Source organism: Hydrogenovibrio thermophilus, assembly GCF_004028275.1.
GTDB classification, from domain to species: Bacteria; Pseudomonadota; Gammaproteobacteria; order Thiomicrospirales; family Thiomicrospiraceae; genus Hydrogenovibrio; species Hydrogenovibrio thermophilus.
This window is the reverse complement of sequence record NZ_CP035033.1, coordinates 2,475,552-2,489,952: the sequence shown is the minus strand read 5'-3', so window position 1 is coordinate 2,489,952 and position 14,401 is coordinate 2,475,552. Positions and strand designations below refer to the sequence as shown.

Below are 14,401 nucleotides of genomic sequence, written 5' to 3'. Positions count from 1 at the left end.
ACATATTTAAAAAATTAATTAGCATTTATTAGTTTAAACAACTAGAATCAAACCATATTTATCAAATAAGCGTTGCAATAAACATCATGTTTAAACGGTTTTTCCTTATCATTTTTATCTCACAAACTCTGGCATCAACTGCCTGGGGTGGGGTTTCTATGTCGGATTTTACCCATGTTGAAAAAACAAGAATGCAAATCATGCATCAAATGATGGATATAAACCCTGAAACAATGCAAGTTAATGCTGGCAAAATGAGTTCCATTGACAGTAGTATTATGCCTGCACAAATAAACGTTTCTGGAATGGATTGTTCCAATTGTGATGACAGTCAATGTCATAACTTACTTTGTTATTCCATTCACGCTGCGCCAATTTATTATTTTAATAACATTCCACAATGGCAATCTAGCCCCAATATTCAAACCGGTTACCCTACCTTGACAATCGCTGTTCGCGATTACGCAATAAAACCAGAAACCCCACCACCATCCGCTTAATCTCGGCAACTTTATTCACTAGAGCTCTCTTCAAAAATTTGGAAACGTTTATTGTTACGTATTCAATGACATATTGAAAAAACTCAGTCAATGACTTTGCCAAAACACTCAACTGCAAAACAAATCTGTTTTAAATTAATTGAATGTTTTAAGAGGTTAATCATGAATACATCAAATAAAAGCGTACAACCGCAACTGGGCCGACGCCAGTTTGTAAAAGGCATTGCTTTAAGCACCATTTCAGCTGCCATAGGATCTCATCTGCCTTCAGCTTGGGCTAAAGAAGAATTTTCAGCAATCGGTACAGGGAATTTGAACCCTAAACAGCCCGTTTTAATTGGACCTGAATTTGATTTAACTATTTCAGAAACCCCTGTCAATATTACAGGTTCTCCTGTCAAAGCAACCTTAATCAACAACTCTTTACCCGCCCCAACATTGGTTTGGCGTGAGGGAGAGACTGTAACCATTCGCGTAAAAAATACTTTGTCGGTTGATACGTCAATTCACTGGCATGGCATTATTCTTCCCTTTCAAATGGATGGTGTGCCGGGCTTAAGTTATGACGGCATCAAACCTGGTGAAACATTCACCTATCAATTTACTGTGCAGCAACATGGGACCTATTGGTATCACAGTCATTCCGAATTTCAGGAGCAAACCGGATTGTATGGAGCACTGGTTATTTTACCCAAAAAAGCAGACCCACTGGATTACGACCATGATTTCGTGATTCAGCTGTCAGACTGGTCAGACAGTGCGCCCGAGACCCTTTATTCAAACATAAAGAAAATGGGAGACTATTACAATTACAGCCAAAGAACGGTGGGTGACTTTTGGCATGAAGTCAAAACCTACGGCTTCTCCAAAGCATGGGAAAAACGGAAAATGTGGAACCAAATGCGCATGACAGACCGTGATTTATCCGATGTCACGGGAGCAACCTATACCTATTTAATGAATGGACTGTCGCCTAAAGCGCATTGGCGTACCGTCATTGAATCAGGCAAAAAAGTGAGATTACGATTTGTAAACAGCTCTGCAATGACTTTTTTTGATGTCCGTATCCCGGGCTTAAAAATGACAGTGGTTGCAGCAGATGGAAATTTAGTCCAACCGGTTGAAATTGACGAATTCCGTATTGGCGTTGCCGAAACTTATGACGTCATTGTCGAACCGGATACGTCGAAACAGGCTTATGCAATTTTTGCACAAGCAATTGACCGCTCTGGCTTCGCTATGGGTTCGATCACATCGGATCCGACTCAATTAGCCGACACGCCTGAAATGGACCCTTTACCCATCTTAAGCATGACCGATATGGGCATGGAAATGGACATGGGTTCCACGTCACACCCAATGAATATGGATGGTGAAATGGAAGGAATGAACCCTTCATCTCAATCAATGGACATGAGTAACGGTTCCCAGAGTATGAAACATTCTGATCATAATTCGATGAATGGAACGAAGCATGATATGAGTTCCATGCAACAACAAGACTATGGCCATGCTTTGGCTATGGAGAAAAGCCAAATGGGGATGGATGTCAGCAATGTTGACCATTCCAAGCATGCTCATGGAATGGATAACATGAACGTGAATCTGGATGATATTACGATTCCGATGGACATGAACCCTCAGTTACCTCAAATAAAAACACCTTCAGCAGAGGGTGCTCAAATTGGTATGAGAGCAATGGCTCCTCAATATAGGCTGGATGATCCGGGGGTCGGACTTAGAGAAAATGGCCGGAAGGTTTTGACATATGCCGACCTAAAAAATCGCTTCCCGACCCGTCATGACCCGAAACCGACCAAGGAGCTGGTTATGCATTTAACCGGAAATATGGAGCGTTACATGTGGTCGATAAATGGCATTCCTTTTGAAAAGGCCGAACCACTTAACTTTCAATATGGTGATCGAATTCGTATTACCTTTATTAATGACACGATGATGAATCACCCTATGCACCTTCATGGCGTTTGGAGTGACCTTGAAACGGGAGATGAAAACCATATTCCCCGTAAGCACACAGTCATTGTCCAGCCTGGCTCTAAAATAAGTTATCGAGTCACCATGGACGCAAAAGGCGACTGGGCTTATCACTGTCATTTGCTTTATCACATGATGGGAATGTTCAGAAAGGTACAAATCCGATAATCATGTTTAAAGAACCAACCCTATTTGAAGGAAGCATCATGAATACACATATTAAGAAATTACCGATAGTATTATTACTTTTCACATCAACTTACAGCCATTCCTCTTTTGCGCTAAGCGAATACGATCCTTTGTTGGCGGGCTTAAGAGTCAATCAGCTTGAAAAATCCACCCAACAAGGTGAGCCGTTATCCTGGGATGCATCAGCCTGGGCTGGAAAAAACTGGCATAAGGTTTACCTAACCTCGGAAGGGGAATCATCAAATGGTTCGACCGAATCCGAAAATCAGTTGTTATACAGCACCCCTGTTGAAAGGTTTTGGGATTTGCAGGCGGGGATAGGCTATGACGAAACCCCCGAAAACAGCCAAACTTGGGGAGTAGTTGGTTTTCAAGGCTTAGCACCTTACTTTTTTGAAATAAATTCAAGATTACTTGTTAATGACAAGAATGCAGGGTTCCGCTTGGATGCAGAATATGAAGCGCTATTCACACAACGATTGATTTTAACTCCTAGTCTTAAATTGAATGCCTATACATCAGATGATAAAAAAATGGGGATTGGGTCAGGCTTATCGTCTACAGAATTGGGGATGCGGCTACGTTATGAATTTAGTCGAAAGTTTGCACCCTATATTGGTGTGAAATGGAACCAGGCTTATGCAACAACGGCTGATTATAAAAAAGAGGAAGGTGCTAAAACATCAGAGACCAGCCTTGTGGCAGGACTGCGTTTTTGGTTTTAACACTTAACAACAAGAGAAAGTCAAAATAGACTTTCTCTGTTTTAAATCAAGGAATATGACATGAAGTTATTGGTTTTAATATTAACAAGTTTGAACCTATTTGCTTGTTCTTCCAAAGACGATCTCTCTGAAGCCAGCCAAAACACAAAACGTTGGTATTCATCAAGTGATGTCAAAATAGGACAGCACCTCTTCAAACAGCATTGTGCTGTCTGTCATGGAGAAGAAGCTCAAGGGCTGGCCGCCGACTGGAAGCAACCACTCGTTGATGGCAGTTACCCTGCTCCACCTCTCAACGGAACCGCGCACGCATGGCACCATTCTCTCAACGGACTTAACAGAACTATTTTACAAGGTGGAATTCCACTTGGCGGAACAATGCCGGCTTTTAAGAATAAATTAACACCGGAAGAACGGCTACAAGCCATCGCTTATTTTCAAAGTTTCTGGTCGAATAAAATCTACCAGGCCTGGCTAGAAAGAGGAGGGTTAAAAAATGACCGCTAACAATCAATCCTCACAGCGTACGACAGGAGAAAATATGAACAGACGACAATTTATCCAAAAAAGCCTGATTGGGCTGACGCTCCTTCCTCAGGCAGGCAATGCCATGGGAACGTTACTTGGCGGGGTTGGACAGGACGATTTTATCCATCCTGTTTTTCCTAAAGTGGACTTTTACCTTCCGGATTTAGAACAGGGTCAACCTCTTAATGGAAAGCAGCGCTTTACATTAACACTGCAACAGGGAAAAACGAAGATCCTGCCCGATGTCACGACTCAGACCATTGGCATCAATCAAGATTTTTTAGGCCCCGTCATTCGGATCAAAAAAGGCCAAAAGCTTCGCATGGAAGTCACCAATCAACTGAATGAAGTGGCGGCACTTCACTGGCATGGCATGATTTTGCCTGCAACAGAAGATGGCGGGCCTCACCAACCCATCTCCCCCGGAAAAACCTGGATAGCCGAATGGGACGTGATTAATGAACCCTCCACATTATTTTACCATTCACACACGCACCAACATACCGGATCCCAAGTTTGGCGTGGTTTAGGCGGACAGATGCAAGTGGTTGATGAAGAACGCGATGCCGAACTGGGGCTGCCTCATGAATATGGAATGGATGATTTCCCGGTCATACTCATGGATCGCGCTTTTGACGAAACCGGAGAATTCATCTACAGCAATGAACGGATGAACAAAATGCAAGGCATGCACGGCGACACCATGCTGGTGAATGGCCGAGCCAACTCCGTTTTACGTCCTCAAAAAGATCGTATTCGTTTAAGACTGCACAATGCTTCCAATGCACGTTTTTACGATTTGGTGTTTTCAGACAAGCGTTCTTTTCAAGTCATTGCAGGAGACGGCGGTTTATTGGAAACACCACAAACCCTCAACCGCCTTCGATTATCGCCAGCAGAACGCGCCGAAATTCTGGTTGATCTTTCCGATCACCAACCCGTCTCACTAAAAACCCTAGCGGGTTATGGAAACTTATCGATGGGGATGGGCGGCATGATGAGAGATACATCAAAGCTTGATCAAGACTATGATTTATTTCACATCGACCCCAGAAAATCCGAAGCAACTAAACCCTCGATGATTGAGCGTTTAATCCCATTACCTGACTGGTCCAATGTCGAAATAGCGCAAACGCGAACCATGAATTTAGAAATGCAAATGGGACCTAGAATGATGTTTGGTTCAGGTGGTTTTACAATCAATGGACAAGCTATGCAAATGGAGGTAATAAATGAACGTTTAACCGCCAATAGCTTTGAAATATGGCACCTTAAAAACCCATCAATGATGCATCACCCTTTTCACATTCATAACACTCAATTCAAAGTCTTGGATCGAAATGGCCAAGCGCCTTATCCATGGGAACAAGGATTAAAAGATACAGTGACTGTTCATCGCGATGAAACAGTTCGCATATTGTTACCGACTGGTCCTTATTATAACAATCAAGAACCTTATATGTACCACTGTCACATCTTAGAGCATGAAGATGCGGGAATGATGGGACAATTTATCGTAACAACTTAAAAGGAGAACACTATGTTTAATTACGATCATACTTGGGGATTCATGGGAGGCGGAATGTGGTTACTCTGGTTAATTTTCATTATTGTTATATTTTTACTAATAAAAAACTTCAACACATCTTCCAATTCTGCTTCAGAACAAAATGAAACCGCTTTGGATATTTTAAAAAAACGATATGCCAAAGGCGAAATAACAAAAGAGGAATTTGAAGAGCAGAAAAAAACACTGCACTCTTAGAGCGGAATCAAATCCAAATAAAAATCCAGGTCGAATTTAAGCAGGCCTGGTCAATATTTAGATTTCAATCTAATAATCGTTAGTTAAGGTTCAATATTTTATTAGGTACATTTTAGACAAAGGAAGAGATATGTTTTTTCAAGTAGAAAGTCACAAAACATTTGAGCAGGCAGTGGTGGATTTGGAAGCCGCTGTTAAAAATCATAATTTTGGTGTGTTACACATCCATGATTTAGGAGCCACTTTACGAAGTAAGGGTATTGAGTTTAAGGATGAATGCAAAATTTTTGAAGTATGTAACCCTGTTAAGGCCGTGGAGGTTTTAGCAATCGATATGCGTTTGAATATGGCACTCCCCTGCCGTATCTCTGTTTTTACAGAAAACAACAAAACCTTTATTGGCATGATTGAACCCTCCGAAATGCTCGGCTTATTATCAACAGATGAGGCCTTAAATAAAATCGCAAAAGAGGTTGAAAAGCAATTAATCCAAATGATTAATGAAGCGAAATAACATCATTGATTAGAGAGTGTATATCATAGTGGGATAGACACTCTAAATCGATATATTGGAGATAGAATGACAAATCAAGCCTTAAAAGTAACGGGCAATATTATTGACCCTGTTTGCCAGATGGAGATTTCGGAAAACACGCCTTTTCATACCTTAAATAAAGGCAAAACATTTTATTTTTGCAGTGAAAATTGCAAGCATAAATTTGTCAGTCATCCTGAAAAATATCTACAGGATCTATCTTCACAGTCTGTTAAAGAATTAGACATTACTGGTATTCAATATACCTGTCCAATGCATCCTGAAATCATTCAAGACCATTCGGGAAACTGTCCTATTTGTGGCATGGCACTTGAACCATTAATCACTCCAATGCTCTCTGAAAAGAGTGAGGACACTGAACTAAAATCAATGCGCCTTCGTTTTTGGGTCAGCACTGCATTAGCTTTACCTGTTTTTGTGTTAGCCATGATGACAGATATAGCCCCTCAATATTTGCCCCAAGGTTTAAACTTTCACACGGTGCAGTGGATAGAATTTGTCTTGGCAACACCAGTGGTTTTATGGGGAGGGTCCCCGTTTTTTGTGCGCGGTTGGCTGTCCATAAAAACCTGGAATTTAAACATGTTTACCCTAATTTCAATGGGGGTTGGAGCTGCCTGGATCTATAGTGTCACTGCACTATTAGTACCGCATATATTTCCAGCTACGATGCAATCTGAAGCAGGTTTAGTGGCTGTTTATTTTGAAGCAGCTGCAGTGATTACCGCCTTAGTATTATTGGGACAAGTTTTAGAATTACAAGCTCGCTCTCAAACCAATTCAGCCATCCAAATGCTATTAGGGCTCGTCCCTAATACAACTATAAAAGTCCAAGAGAACGGTTCTGAAACAGAGATTCCATTAGAGGCAATTCAAGTAGGGGATATCTTACGAGTTCGTCCTGGTGATAAGGTGCCTGTCGATGGTTTTATCACCAAAGGTCAAAGTTATGTGGATGAATCCATGGTCACAGGAGAGTCCTTTCCAGTGTCAAAAAAAATGAATGATCGTTTAATTGGCGCCACCATTAATGGTTCCGGAAGTTTACTGATGCAAGCAGAAAAAATTGGCAAAGATACCCTGCTCGCACAAATAGTTGACATGGTGGCGCAAGCGCAACGTTCTCGTGCACCAATTCAAAAGTTAGCCGATACTGTCTCGGGATTCTTCGTGCCTATTGTGGTGATTATTTCAATCATTGCATTTTTTGTATGGTGGTTTTTTGGCCCGGAACCACAGCTCGCTTATGCCTTAGTCAGTGCTGTCGCAGTTCTTATTATTGCCTGTCCTTGTGCATTAGGATTAGCAACTCCAATTTCAATTATGGTCGGTACTGGAAGAGGAGCTACCCATGGAGTATTAATCAAAAATGCTGAAGCGCTTGAAATGATGGAAAAAGTGAATCTTTTGGTAATAGATAAAACCGGAACCATCACTGAAGGCAAGCCTAAGTTAGTCGAATTTAACGTTGAACCAGGATTTGAACAACAAACGGTTTTGCAGTTGGTTGCCAGTTTAGAGCGCAGTAGTGAGCATCCTTTAGGTACAGCGATTATTGACACTGCACAAAAACAAGGACTCTCTCTTGAATCAGTAGATGGTTTTAAATCGCTTATTGGAAAAGGGATTATGGGTGAAGTGAATAATCAAACAATTGCCATTGGAAATGATCAATTAATGAAAGCACTCTCAATCAACTTACCGCCATTGAATGACATCCTCAAGAATTATAGATTGCAAGGTCAATCGGTCATGTTTATCGCTATCGACCAACGTTTTGCAGGATTTGTCGTCGTGGCTGATCCTATCAAATCGACAAGTCAAGAAGCCATCAAGACACTTCACCAAGAAGGGGTTCGAGTAGTGATGTTAACGGGTGATAATGCAACAACTGCAAATTCGGTTGCTTCACGTCTGCAAATAGATCAAGTTGAAGCGGGTGTATTACCCGATGAAAAAGCTCAGTGGATTAAAAGCTTTCAAAGTGAAGGTTACGTTGTTGCCATGGCAGGTGACGGGGTTAATGATGCTCCTGCTCTTGCACAAGCCCAAGTTGGGATTGCCATGGGCACTGGAACTGATGTCGCCATGGAAAGTGCCGCAATTACTTTAGTAAAAGGAGACCTGAGAGGTATTGTCCGAGCCAGAAAATTAAGTAAAGCAACCATGAAAAATATTCGTCAAAATCTATTTTTTGCCTTTGCCTATAACGCTCTAGGTGTGCCAATTGCAGCAGGGGTTTTGTACCCCGTTTTTGGCCTATTGTTGTCACCGATAATTGCCGCAGCGGCGATGAGTTTTAGCTCCGTGTCTGTGATTGGTAATGCTTTGAGATTAAAGAAAGTGAAATTCTAACCCTAAAAACACAGGAATTTAAACATTAAACCTATCGAAGCGAAAAAACTCGTCACCAATTAAAAGTTGCGTTGGTGATTTAGACATTTAAGCAACTTATTTAAGAGGACATAGTCATGTTAAAACAAAAACTACTTATTACTGTTATCGTTGGAAATATTGGGTTGTTTACAGGAGTCTCTTTTGCATCTGACCATGCATACCCTCGTACACATGCCATACAAAATATGGAAGGAACTCACATTATTGGCGGACACTTAATGACCCCAGAGGAAAAAGATATCTATCAGCAAAAAATGGAAAACGCTAAAACCCCTGAAGAACGTGAAAAAATCTTACGTCTAAACCACCAAAAAATGAAAGCTAGAGCAAAAGAACGAGGGGTTCCTTTAAGACCAATGCCACCGGGTCAAGAACAACAAATGGAGCATGATGGTCAATATCAAAATAAGATGAGCAATCAGATGGATGATACTTACATGTCACCCGGCAATCACCATGATGATGAAATGGGAAGTCATAAAATGCATTAAGTTTGAGGAATGATTTAATCTACATTGCAAGCTAATGAGGATATTTTTTTATTCGCATACTTAAGCCTATAAGAAAGTATTTAGCCCCGTTTTCAAATATGAATTACGGGGTGTTTAGCAAGACCACAAATAAACGAATGAAAATCAAAATAACGTCTGACTCGCTTTTCAACTCTAGCATTTTAGCTTGATGTTTAATCAAACTTGTCAGCAAAGATGCAACGATAAAGTTTTAAAAAATCAATTTTAGATGGCTTTACGTACGTACTAAAGCCAATTCTGGAATGACTAGTTATAGCTCGGCCACCATACTGGAGATTTATATGGAGCACTCAGAAAATAGAACACCGAAATACCAAGAAAACAGCCTGACACTAATTGGCGCAGTAGCCTTGGGAACGGGTGTGATGATTGGAGCGGGCATTTTCGCCTTAACTGGCCAAATGGCTACAATGACCGGGGTACTTTTCCCTCTGGCATTTCTCTCGGCCGCACTCATTGTTTCATTTAGCGCTTACTCATATGTGAAGATGTCTAATGCCTACCCTTCGGCAGGAGGCATTGGTATGTACCTCTACAAAGCTTATGGCAACTCTCTATCGACAGCTTTTAATGCGCTGCTGATGTATTTTTCCATGGTGATTGCTCAAAGCTTTCTGGCTCGAACCTTCGGCGAATATACCCTACAACTTTTTGATACAGACAATAATGAGATATGGGTTCCAGCCTTGGGCGTTGGTCTGTTACTAGTCGCTTTTCTCATTAATTTATCGACGAATCGATTAATCGGAGGTGTTGCGTCCTTCATTGGCTTTCTAAAGATAGGCGGTATTATCATTTTTGGTCTGGTTGGCATATGGGCTGCTGATAATATTGCGATGGATTTTACCCAAACAACGCCTGACTCCTCGACGTTGAGTGGCTTTCTTGGTGCTACAGCATTAGGAATTCTTGCGTTCAAAGGGTTTACCACCATCACCAATAGCGGCTCAGAACTAAAAGATCCTCATCACAATGTGGGTCGTGCCATTACTATTTCCATCATCTTTTGTGTTGTGATCTACACCCTGGTGGGATTTGCTGTGGCCAGCAATTTGTCACTGAGTGATATTATCGCAACTCAAAATTATTCTCTGGCTGCCGCCGCAAAACCTGCACTAGGTAATTATGGTCTCTGGTTTACGGTAGTTCTAGCGATGTTGGCCACAGCTGGTGGCATAATAGCCAGCATTTTCGCAGTATCTAGGATGCTCGCCATGCTCACAGAGATGAAGCTTGTGCCTCACAGTCACTTTGGAATGTCTGGTAACATCCAAAAACATACACTTCTCTACACAGTGGTTCTCGGTCTGTTTTTGACGGCATTTTTTGACTTGAGCCGGATTGCTGCACTGGGTATTATTTTCTACCTGATCATGGACATAGCCGTACAGTGGGGGATTCTGCGCTATTTACGCAAAGAAATTCATGCCAATTTACTAATTTTGTTCACAGCAATTATGCTTGATCTATTGGTGCTTGGTGGGTTTCTGTGGGTTAAGATCATGTCTGATCCAATGGTTGTCGGGGTGGCGATAATAAGCATGGCAATCATAGCGATAGTCGAATTTGTCTTTCTCAGAAATCAGAGGCTAACGAACTCTTCTAGTTTGACAAAATAAAGAATAGTATTTGTTAAAAAAATAACAAAGTGGCATCGAATGAGTAATACGAGATACTAAATGTATAGCCACATCATAGATTTTTATAAAATTTTAGGGATTATCCGATGCTGACACAGAGTTTTAAACATTGCCAATGATACGTAGTCAGCAAGTTTATAACGTTATCGCTACACCTTTAGCTACGGGTGTTCCTTACAGCCTGCTTTCAGTGTCATATTAATGTCATTCAATACTGTTGTCGTTACCTTTAACGCACCAGTGCTGAAATTTAAAAAATTAAAGTTAGGAGCCAATTAAATGACTAGAAAGATCAAAATTACATTTTTAGGTGACATTCTTTGTGTCTGGGCCTACTCCACTCATGCACTCTTAGAAAAGTTAAAGCATGAATATGCTGACCGCATTGAAATTGATTATCGGTTTATTTCCGTGTTCGGCGATGCTGAAAAATTTATAGAGGACGGCTGGCATGATAAAGGAAGCTATTCTGGCTTCTCTAATCACTTACAAGCAGTTGCAAATGAACTTGGATACATTAACGTCAACCCAGTCATTTGGAAAGACTGCAAACCCAAAACTTCTTCTATGGCTCATCTATATATGAAGGCAATCCAGTTATGGGAACAAAAAAATATGAGTTTATCTGATAACCAAAATCCACTAAAACGTAAAAGTGAAGAAGTACTTTGGCAAATGAGAGTGCTTTTTTTTGAACAGGGTAAAGACATTTCTAATACAAAAATTCTGGATGATTTATTAAAAAACGCTAACATAGATCCTGTACAAATTACCCCCTTTCTAGAGGATGGTTCAGCTATGGCATCATTACTAAGTGATTACGAGCTTGAGCCACAACTAAAACTTGATGGAAGTCCGACCTTGTTGTTGAATGAAAATCGTCAAAAATTGTATGGCAATATTGGCTACGAAGTTATTAAAGCAAATATTGAGGCACTACTTTAATTGATCCTGATTCAGATAATAAACACACCACCTGAAACCTGTAGAAGGAAGTGGATATTATCGGCTTGAGAATGGTTAAGTTACCACACAAAACATTCAGGAGCCAAAGATGACACGGTTTGACAGTATGTTCCTAGAGGAATAATAGATTAGGTATTCAATACACAGGAATTCGTTGTAAATGTAGCCTTCTCTAAAAATTAGAACGTACGTCTTCAGGGTCGAGAGATAGCACGCAATATAGATTTAACTTATTAAGACTTTCTAAGTCTGTAGAGAGCGTTGGAGTATAAGTTTCACAGTGTTTATTTTGTTGAGAACTCACCTGAATCATATCCTGACGTTAAATTTTAATTTTATAACGATTTTAAGGAGCTTAATATGAACACCGTATTGCCATTAAATAAAATAGTAGGTGTGTTGTTATACTTACTTTCTTTTGGAAGTTATGCTGCACCGCTGGTATATATTCCTTTAGGATCAGGGAATGAAGTTGTAGTCATGGATGCGGCAGATGGAAAAATAAAATATGAAATTCCCGGCATTCCTATGTCTCATGCAGTAGTCGCGACACCCGATGGCCAACATGTCATTGCCAGTAGTTTAAAAGAGCCAAAGTTGTATTTTATTTCTACGAAAACGCATAAGGTTGTCAAAACCATACCTCTTCCAAGTGTTACCCATCATTTAGAAATTACCCCGAATGGAAGTTATGTTGTATCTACACATTTAAAGATTAAGCAGGTTAGTATTACTGATTTAGCCACAAATAAAGTTATAAAAACTTTAGAAACTGGCAAGGTTCCAAATTATGCCATTATGAGTATGGATAGCCGCTATGTTTATGTTAGCAATACGAGTAGTAATAATATTAGTGAAATTGACCTTGATAAGATGGCTGTGGTTAGAGAGCTGGATGGCGGAGATCAACCGACACACCTCATTTTTTCAAAAGACCAGGAAATGATTTATGCTGCGAATCCGAGTATGCAAACTGTTGTAGCTATCGACCGTAAAACCGGTGAAATTGTGAATGAGTATGAAATTGGCAAAAAGGTTCATGGACTGGATATCAGTAATGATGGCTCTCAGTTATTTGTAAGCAGTATTAAAGATAATAAGGTTGCAGCAATTCAATTAAAAACGGGGGCTATTAAGTTTTTATCTTTATCTCCGTCACCTTACCACTTAAATACTATTAAAGGAACGCATAAAGTTTATGTATCTAGCCGCCAAAAACCGATCATATGGTTGTTAGATGAACGCTCCTTTGAAGTCCTACAAGCCATTTCTTTACCAAGAGGAGAGGGACATCAAATAGCGGTTATTCATTAACTGGTATAAGAATAATGTTTATCTCGTATGGCGTTAATTTTTACACGTTAATGTCGTTTGATTAAGTCACCACGTGCATTTTAAATCGGAAAGGACGTGAATAGGGACTGGAGGAAGACACCAATGAGATTACTTAACAAATTATTGATAATTATTTTTGTCAGTTTACCTGTGCTGGTTTTGGCTGATAGTTTTAAAACATCTGAAGCTTACCCTGAAGGTCAGCTTGGAAAAATGATACGTCTGGGTGAAGAAGTGATGAGCAAAACTGATACTCATGACATGACAAAAGACTTAGTTGGTAATCGTTTACAGTGTAAGAGTTGTCATTTACCAGGCAAAGATGGGAAGCCCGGCACTTTTCCAAGTTTAGGCACATTTATTGGCACAGCAGCAGCTTTTCCGGCCTATTCATCAAGAGAAAAAACGGTTCAGACATTGCAAGATAGAATTAACAACTGTTTTATGCGTAGCATGAATGGCAAGCGTCCGATTATTGATACGGAAGTCAGTATTGCAATGGCTGCTTACATTACATGGTTGTCGGAAGGGACTCCGATTAAAATGGATGCGAAGCGTCCTGTGAACCCAAAATATTCAGAGTTTTGGGTAAAGAATGCTAAGAAATTTGCCAAACTCCAGAAAAAAGCCACACACTTAAATTATCTGAACGGTCAAAAGCTTTATATACAAAAATGTAGCGTGTGTCATGGCAAAGAAGGTGCCGGATTATCTCACTTTCCACCACTTTGGGGTGAAAAAAATGGCCATTGGCTTTCTTATAACACAGGCGCAGGAATGAGCAAGCTTCATAAGGCACCTGTCTGGATTCAAAAAAATATGCCTTTAGGTCAAGGAGGTACATTGAACGATAGGCAAGTAGCAGATATTGCTTTATATATTAATGCTCAACCCCGTGCCAATTTTGATTTACAGAACAGATTACAAGACAGAAATGAAATGGGGTATTACAATTCAAAAATACAATCTGAGAAGCATTCAGTTCGAAGTAATTTTCAAGATTTTGGTTTAAATGTTGATGAGATTCGTGGAGACAAATTGATTCCTTAAACAAATCAACCTTGATTTATTTGTGCCTCACGAATATTAAAATTAAGTTGGGTCACACATTGACCCAACTAAGACTTAAGAGAGCTCATTGTCAAAGCCAAAAAAAGTGCCTTCAATGACTTTTTGTCTTTCCAATGCACTCAACCCTTTAATTGAGCGAGTGATTAGCCAAACAATCCACCACAAGAGAATAAAGCTGCCGATCACAATGGCGGTTAGCAA

13 protein-coding genes are annotated in these 14,401 nt (G+C 40.3%); all 13 read left to right on the top strand.

Translation table 11 applies throughout. The features are described from left to right. The first annotated feature begins 158 nt into the window (after positions 1-158). A complete protein-coding gene (locus EPV75_RS11585; protein ID WP_127119120.1) occupies positions 159-500 on the top strand; it encodes a hypothetical protein in 342 nt (113 codons plus the stop codon). Between the two features lie 162 nt (positions 501-662). Beyond that, positions 663-2,663, top strand: coding sequence for a copper resistance system multicopper oxidase (locus EPV75_RS11580; RefSeq protein ID WP_128385495.1), 2,001 nt, complete (start codon positions 663-665; stop codon positions 2,661-2,663). Between the two features lie 38 nt (positions 2,664-2,701). Then, positions 2,702-3,409 (top strand): copper resistance protein B, encoded by a 708-nt coding sequence (locus EPV75_RS11575; protein ID WP_029939052.1) that lies wholly within the window; start codon positions 2,702-2,704, stop codon positions 3,407-3,409. A 60-nt stretch (positions 3,410-3,469) separates the two neighbouring features. Then, complete coding sequence (locus EPV75_RS11570) at positions 3,470-3,916, top strand: c-type cytochrome (protein ID WP_029939051.1); 447 nt, start codon at positions 3,470-3,472, stop codon at positions 3,914-3,916. Beyond that, positions 3,906-5,465: a multicopper oxidase family protein gene (locus tag EPV75_RS11565; protein WP_011371523.1), complete on the top strand. Its 1,560-nt coding sequence runs from the start codon at positions 3,906-3,908 to the stop codon at positions 5,463-5,465. Before EPV75_RS11570 ends, EPV75_RS11565 begins: the two co-directional genes overlap by 11 nt. A 12-nt stretch (positions 5,466-5,477) precedes the next feature. Continuing rightward, positions 5,478-5,702 (top strand): SHOCT domain-containing protein, encoded by a 225-nt coding sequence (locus EPV75_RS11560; RefSeq protein WP_011370998.1) that lies wholly within the window; start codon positions 5,478-5,480, stop codon positions 5,700-5,702. Between the two features lie 130 nt (positions 5,703-5,832). Continuing rightward, positions 5,833-6,216 carry a DUF302 domain-containing protein gene (locus tag EPV75_RS11555; protein ID WP_011371522.1) on the top strand — a complete coding sequence of 128 codons (384 nt, stop codon included), beginning with the start codon at positions 5,833-5,835 and terminating at the stop codon, positions 6,214-6,216. Between the two features lie 66 nt (positions 6,217-6,282). Beyond that, positions 6,283-8,613 carry a heavy metal translocating P-type ATPase gene (locus tag EPV75_RS11550; RefSeq protein ID WP_011371521.1) on the top strand — a complete coding sequence of 777 codons (2,331 nt, stop codon included), beginning with the start codon at positions 6,283-6,285 and terminating at the stop codon, positions 8,611-8,613. Between the two features lie 116 nt (positions 8,614-8,729). After that, the gene (locus EPV75_RS11545; RefSeq protein WP_011371520.1) at positions 8,730-9,146 is read left to right on the top strand and encodes a hypothetical protein; all 417 of its coding nucleotides are present in this window, start codon (positions 8,730-8,732) and stop codon (positions 9,144-9,146) included. Positions 9,147-9,469: 323 nt separating this feature from the next. Further along, positions 9,470-10,807 (top strand): APC family permease, encoded by a 1,338-nt coding sequence (locus EPV75_RS11540; protein WP_128385494.1) that lies wholly within the window; start codon positions 9,470-9,472, stop codon positions 10,805-10,807. A gap of 300 nt (positions 10,808-11,107) precedes the next feature. Then, positions 11,108-11,773: a DsbA family oxidoreductase gene (locus tag EPV75_RS11535; protein WP_011371518.1), complete on the top strand. Its 666-nt coding sequence runs from the start codon at positions 11,108-11,110 to the stop codon at positions 11,771-11,773. Positions 11,774-12,154: 381 nt separating this feature from the next. Then, complete coding sequence (locus EPV75_RS11530; RefSeq protein WP_011371517.1) at positions 12,155-13,108, top strand: YncE family protein; 954 nt, start codon at positions 12,155-12,157, stop codon at positions 13,106-13,108. Positions 13,109-13,231: 123 nt separating this feature from the next. After that, on the top strand, positions 13,232-14,179 hold the full coding sequence (locus EPV75_RS11525; RefSeq protein WP_011371516.1) for a c-type cytochrome: 948 nt from the start codon (positions 13,232-13,234) through the stop codon (positions 14,177-14,179). The last annotated feature ends 222 nt before the right edge of the window (positions 14,180-14,401 follow it).